The following is a 6,126-nucleotide window of genomic DNA, read 5'->3' on the forward strand; positions in this document are numbered from 1 at the left end:
GATCAGTACTACAAATTCGTCGCCACCCAATCGGGCTACCGTGTCAGATGAACGGACACAATCAAGCAGGCGGTCGCCCACCAGCTTCAAAAGTGCATCACCAACAGCGTGGCCCAGGGAGTCGTTAATCGCCTTGAAACGGTCCAGGTCGAGAAACAGGATTGCCACGCCCTGATTGTCCCGCTCTGCGCGATTGATCGCCAGTTGCAGGCGATCATGCAGCAGGGTCCGGTTGGGCAGGCCGGTGACCGAGTCATGGTAAGCCAGCTTTTCAATGGTGGTTTCAGCCTCTTTGCGATCAGTGATGTCCCGCCCCATGCCAACGATTGCTTCTGCCTGACCTGTCGGGCTCTGGATGCAACGCAGGGCCCAGCCGATCCATCGTTTTCCCTCCACCGTATGGGAAAGATATTCCCGGTAGTAACTGCTTTCGACGCAGATCATCCGCTCAAAGCTCTCTTCGCTGTTGATCTGCTCCGGTGGCAGAATGACCGGCATCAGCTGTTTGCCCAACAATTGCTCCTCTGTCTGGCCAAAAAGCCTGCAAAACGAAGGGCTGACAAAGCGCAGATCGCCTTCCATATCTACCTTGATAACAAGATCCGCCTGATTTTCCACCAACATCCGGTAGCGCTCTTCGCTCTCCTTCAGTTTGTTTTCTGCCTGCTTGCGGCTGCTGATATCAACAAAGCTTTCCAGCAGGTGCTCACGGCCATCCAACACCACCCGGCTGACGGTCTTGATTACGGATAGCCTGCTGCCATCGGCCCGGATCAGGTCTCGCTCTTCATTGTCCAGTGTTTGGTGCAGGTCGGTGAAGGGACACTGTCCTTCTTCATTGGGGCAGATAAAGCGGTGGCAGGATACTCCGATCATCTCCTCCCGGGTTCTACCCAGGCTGGAGGCGGCAACTTCATTGACATCAACGATCCGGTGATTTTCCGGGTCAATTACCAGGATGCCGGTATGGACTGAGTCAACAATGGTCTTGAGGCGGGCTTCTGCCTCTTTTAAGGCCCGTTCTGACTGCAGGCGTTCCAGTTCCGAAGCTGCCCGGACTGCAAAGATTTGCAGCATGGATGCAGCCAGGTGGCTTTCGCGGATTGGACGACGACTGAAGACCGCCATTGGTCCCATGGTTGTATTGTGTGAGCTGATCAGAGGGATGCCGATGTAGCTTTCAACGCCCATTTCAAGGGCCAAGTGATCAAGAGGAAACAGTTCTGGTACCCCATGGTGATAAATACACAACCCATTGGCCAGTACTTTTTCGCAGGGGGTGTCAGCCAGTGGAAACTTGAAGTTGGCATGTATAGATCCATCCACTGCCACCGCCACCGTCTGAATGGTGGTTCGCTCGGTATCCACAAACTCGCCGATGAAGGCAAAATCAGCATCCAGTGCCTTTGCAAGATGGAGCACCAGAAACTGGAAAAATCGTTCCCCGGTTGCCTCGGAGACCCCTTCCACCAGCTGGCGCAGGCCATCTTCTATCAGGTGCAGTTTGGAAAGGTCGTTGATGGTGACCAGCAGTAGATCGTCAGTGCTGGTTTTCAGGGGTTTAATGCTGATCAGAATAAAGGAGTGACTGTTAGTGGTGTTGATCAGGCTCTTTTCGGCTTGATGGCAATCAGTACCTTGGCAACGGTAGATCTCAAGCTCATCCATGACCCAGCAGGGGGCAAGGGTAAACTCTGCCTGGGGAGTGATCCCTTCCAGTGTCTCCAGCAAGGTTATTGCCGGAGCGTTGGCATGCAGGATGATGCCGTTCTGTCTGAGGAGCAGGATTGGTGTCGGGAGCGCTTCAACTACCTGTATATAGCTGCCTGAAGCCTGCGTCATAGATGCCTCCTGATGCTGAAGACATACTAAACGCTGGAGGGTGGGCTGTCAATCGGATGCTCGTTAGTTCAGGGTGTCAATGCAGCCGGTATGGCGATGTTGTTCTGGTTGGAAGCAAGCAGGCTGGTCAGATCAGAGGCAGGCAGGGGGCGACTGAAAAGAAAACCCTGGGATGTTGTACAGCCCCAGTTATTGAGCATTGTGCACTGATCACGATATTCAACCCCTTCGGCCACTGCCTCCAGATGCAGCCGATGGGCCATGGCGATGATCGCTTCAACAATGGCACCGTCTTCAGGACTGCGGGTCAGGTCGTTAATAAAGGAACGATCTATTTTAAGGCGATCAATGGGAAAATGTTTCAGGTGGCTGAGTGATGAGTAGCCGGTGCCAAAGTCATCAATAGCAAGGCTGATACCGCGACGTTTCAGTGCCTTGAGCAGGGCAGCGGCTTCGTCGGGGTTGTCCATCAGGGTGGTTTCTGTCAGCTCAAGCTCTAAGCCTTTGGGGTCGCAGCCGGTCTCCTGGAGTATGGCATCAATCATCGGCATCAGCCCCCGCTGCTGAAACTGGCGCGGCGAGATATTAACCGCCATCCGTAGCTGGCGATGACCTGCCCGCTGCCAGACCTTTGCCTGGTGACAGGCTGTTCGCAACACCCATTCTCCCAGCGGGATAATCAACCCGGTATCTTCGGCAATGCTTATGAAAAGCCCGGGCAGTAACAGGCCATGTTGGGGATGATTCCAGCGTACCAGTGCTTCAACACCGGTGATTATGCCGGTGGTGTTATCAATCTGGGGTTGGTAATCCAGAAACAGTTCCTTGTGTTCGATGGCCCGGCGCAGTGCCTGCTCAAGCTGCATCCGTTGCACCATTTTTTCGTTATGATCCGGTGAAAAGAACTTGAAGGTGCCGCGGCCACACTCCTTTGCCTGATACATGGCAATATCGGCATGTTTGAGCAGGGTATCCACATCGGTGCCGTCTGCGGGAAAGACGGCAACCCCGATGCTGACACCGCTATACAGTTCATGTCCGCCCAGCTGGAGCGGATGGCTCATGGCGTTGATAATTTTGGATGCCACGGAGCCGGCCTGGCTGCATTTGATAAGGCTGTTCAGGATAATTACAAACTCATCACCGCCAATCCTGGCAACGGTGTCAGTGGCGCGGACGCAGCTGTTCAGACGGCGGCTTACCTCTTGCAACAGCAGGTCGCCAATCTGGTGTCCAAAGGCATCGTTTACATGTTTAAAACGATCAAGATCGAGGAAAAGCACGGCCAGTGACGAGCCATTGCGGCTGGATAACGAGATGGTCTGGGATAGCCGGTCATGGAGCAGGCTGCGGTTGGGTAAGCCGGTCAGGGTGTCGTAATGGGCCAGCTGAAGTATCTCTTTTTCTGCTTTTTTACGGTCGGTTATGTCTCTTCCAATACCGACAATGGCTTCTATGCTGCCTTTTCCATCCACCACCCCTTTCATGGCCCAGCCGATCCAGCGTGGTCCATCCAGGGTCTGAGAATTTATCTCGTAGTAACAGGACTTGGGATAGCAATCCAGTCGTTTCATCGCCTCTTTCATCATCCCCTGGCCGCTGTTGTTGATGATCGGACAGAGTTCCCGCCCAACCAACTGCTCTTCATCAATGCCGAACATCATGCAAAATGAAGGGCTGGCAAACTGCAGTCTGCCATCAATATCAACTCTGACCACCAGGTCGCTTTGGTGTTCAACCAGCATGCGGTAGCGTTCTTCGCTCTGGCGCAGGGCTTGCTCGGTCCGCTTGTGGCGGCTTATATCGTGCAGCGTGATCAAAATGCCGCTCTGGTATTTGTCCTGATCCAGGCGGGTCAGGGTGAATTGAATGTGGCGCTGGCAGCTCTCCAGAGGCAGGCAATGCTCAAAGGTGTGTTCATTTTTTTGATGCTTCAGGAATATATCTATTTCAGCGGCAAGCCAGTCCGGTGGGGTGCAGCTTACGCCGTCTGAGAGCGGGATGCAGGTGGGGAGGATCTTGTAGGCGGCCTTGTTGGCAAAGGCGAAATGCCCATGTGTGTCCAGTATAATTACAGGAGCCGGTATGGCAGAAAATACCTGTTTATAGGGTGTGGTGGTGTTGAACATGGCTGATCCCTTTTACAGGTTAAACAGTTGGTAAACGTAGCCGGGATTGGGATATTTAAAAATTATAGTATTTAAATACTGCAATCAAGTCAACTGTTGACCGGTAACTTTGTGTTGATTTTTGTTGGCTTGCCCTCATTGTGTATAGCGTGTATCTTTTGCGTGTTAATAAAGCACTCAGGAGGGGGATGATGCCCCAAGACGCATTTTTACAGTCGTTACAATTGAAGATTGACAGTTACGGAAAGGAGAATCAGACCGAACTGCTTTATGTTCTGGCCGAAGGCGTCCGGTTGATTTCCGGTGTAGACCTGATCAGGATCTACCTGGAAGATTTGATTTCCGGTGCGTTGACCTGTGCTTTTGCCAGCGGCCCAAACGGTGCTGAGCTGCGTGAAGTGGCTTTTCCGATCATTACGCAGGATGCTGTCGTTTCCCGGGTGTTCATCAGTCAGTATCCGGCAGGTTTTCGAACCGGTGATCACACTGCAGGGGCACTTGATAATGCGGTTGCCGGTCGATTCGGTCTTGCGGTCAGCAGTTGTCTGCCGTTGGTCAGTCGTGGTCGCTCCATCGGTGTGCTCTGTATTGACAGTGTCGATGACGATCTGGTGCTGCCTGGCAAGGTCAAGTCACGTCTCGCGGATTTTGTCCAGCAGGTGACTGAGCGTCTGGATGAGGCCCGTAGTTATCACCAGCAGGTTCAGTTGGCCCGTCGGCTTGAAGAGTCGAAAAAAAGGGAGGCGGCTGGGCAGATGGTTCGTTCTGCCGTTCGTCTGGTAGAAAAAGTTGCTTTGGCGTCTGTGTTGACGCCGGTGGTCTCCCGTGATGGCTTGGCAGCGTTGGAGGTGCTGGCCAGTTACGCGGAAGAACCGGCCCTGCAGATGCAGTATGACCGTCTGGGGGCGATCCTGCTGGAGCCGGGTGCCTCGCTGATTTCCCGCTACGTGGATGAGCAGGCTATCATCAGCGATGATCGTCTGTTAAAGCCGCTCTTTATTAATGATCTGGCTCGTCATGATCTGCAGAAGCGCGAGTTGACCGAAGAAATGTCATTGTGCAGCCTGTACGTTGTGCCCCGTTTTGAACCCCGCAGCCGACGGGTAATCTGTCTGCTTAACTATTTCTGTCGTGAAGAATATCGTTTTTCCGAGTTTGAGATGGGGCTTCTGCAGAGCCATGCCGAGATGGTTGCAAGTGTCGTCAGCGGGGTTGGTGGCGAGCATCTGGAGATCCGGGTGCTGTCCGAGATTACGGATCTGCTGAATGAGGGGGATGCAGCCCTGCAGCCGTTTCTGACCAAGGTGCTGGCCAAGGCAACTGAGCTGATCGGGGCAGATACCGGAAGCATTGCCCTGGTTGAAGAACGGGATGGTCGGCGCTGGCTGGTGGTGGAAGATGAGCAGGGAGCGCTTGTCGGGGCAAAAAACAAGGAGTGGCTTAAACGCTATATCCCCCCCTTTCCGGTGGGGGGAGTTGAATTGGCTCCGGAAGAGCGCAGTCTGACCGGTTATGTGGCCTGGAGTCAGCAGCCGAAGCTAATCGGAAGCGTTGAAGAGGAGCGTGCAGCAGATGGTTTTCATCGCTCTATGAGTGATCTGCTGAAGAGCGAGATTGCGGTGCCGGTGGTCTGCGATGGTGAGGTGATAGCAGTCATCTGTTTGAACTCATTGCGTTACAGCTATTTTACCGAGGAGCATCGTCGCATCCTGCAGATCATCGGATCGCTCACGGCCCGCCACCTTTCTGACCTGCAGCGGATTGAGGGGTTGCAGGGGGAGGTGCAGCGCCTGACCACCGATGTGGGGTACAAAGATCCCCATGTTTCATCCTATCGGCTCGGAAATATCATCGGGGTTAGTTCCACATCACGGGCGGTGATCGATTTTATCAATACCGTTTCGCTGCCGCTCTTCAACAGGATTACCTTCTGGAGCAAAAACGTCATGCAGGAGGCCACCATCGGCCTGCCGTCTATTTTGATTACCGGGCCAACCGGCTCTGGTAAGGAGTTCTTTTTTAACAACCTCTATAACACCCTTAACTCACTGTACCGACAGCAGCTGAACTCCCAGGGGGAACTGCCGGTTAAAAAAACCAATATTGCCGCCTATAGCGGTGAACTGACCTATTCAGAGCTGTTCGGGCATAAAAA

At 53.5% G+C, this 6,126-nt stretch carries 3 protein-coding genes; 1 reads left to right on the top strand and 2 read right to left on the bottom strand.

Annotated features, from left to right (window positions below; translation table 11 throughout):
• A partial coding sequence (locus OEL57_RS13160) for a PAS domain S-box protein (protein ID WP_300741032.1) occupies positions 1–1,842 on the bottom strand: 1,842 nt, incomplete at its 3' end.
• Between the two features lie 68 nt (positions 1,843–1,910).
• Positions 1,911–3,971: a sensor domain-containing protein gene (locus OEL57_RS13165; protein ID WP_300741034.1), complete on the bottom strand. Its 2,061-nt coding sequence runs from the start codon at positions 3,969–3,971 to the stop codon at positions 1,911–1,913.
• A 191-nt stretch (positions 3,972–4,162) separates the two neighbouring features.
• On the opposite strand from OEL57_RS13165, the gene OEL57_RS13170 reads away from it, so the two are divergent.
• Positions 4,163–6,126, top strand: a 1,964-nt coding sequence (locus OEL57_RS13170; RefSeq protein ID WP_300741036.1) for a GAF domain-containing protein, incomplete at its 3' end; no start/stop codon positions are given.

Origin of the sequence: Trichlorobacter sp., assembly GCF_030247655.1 — a bacterium.
Taxonomy (GTDB): Bacteria; Desulfobacterota; Desulfuromonadia; order Geobacterales; family Pseudopelobacteraceae; genus Trichlorobacter.

Coding starts and splice junctions, on each gene's coding strand:
- OEL57_RS13165 (WP_300741034.1), bottom strand. CDS start 3,971: ATGTTCAACACCACCACACCCTATAAACAGGTATTTTCTGCCATACCG.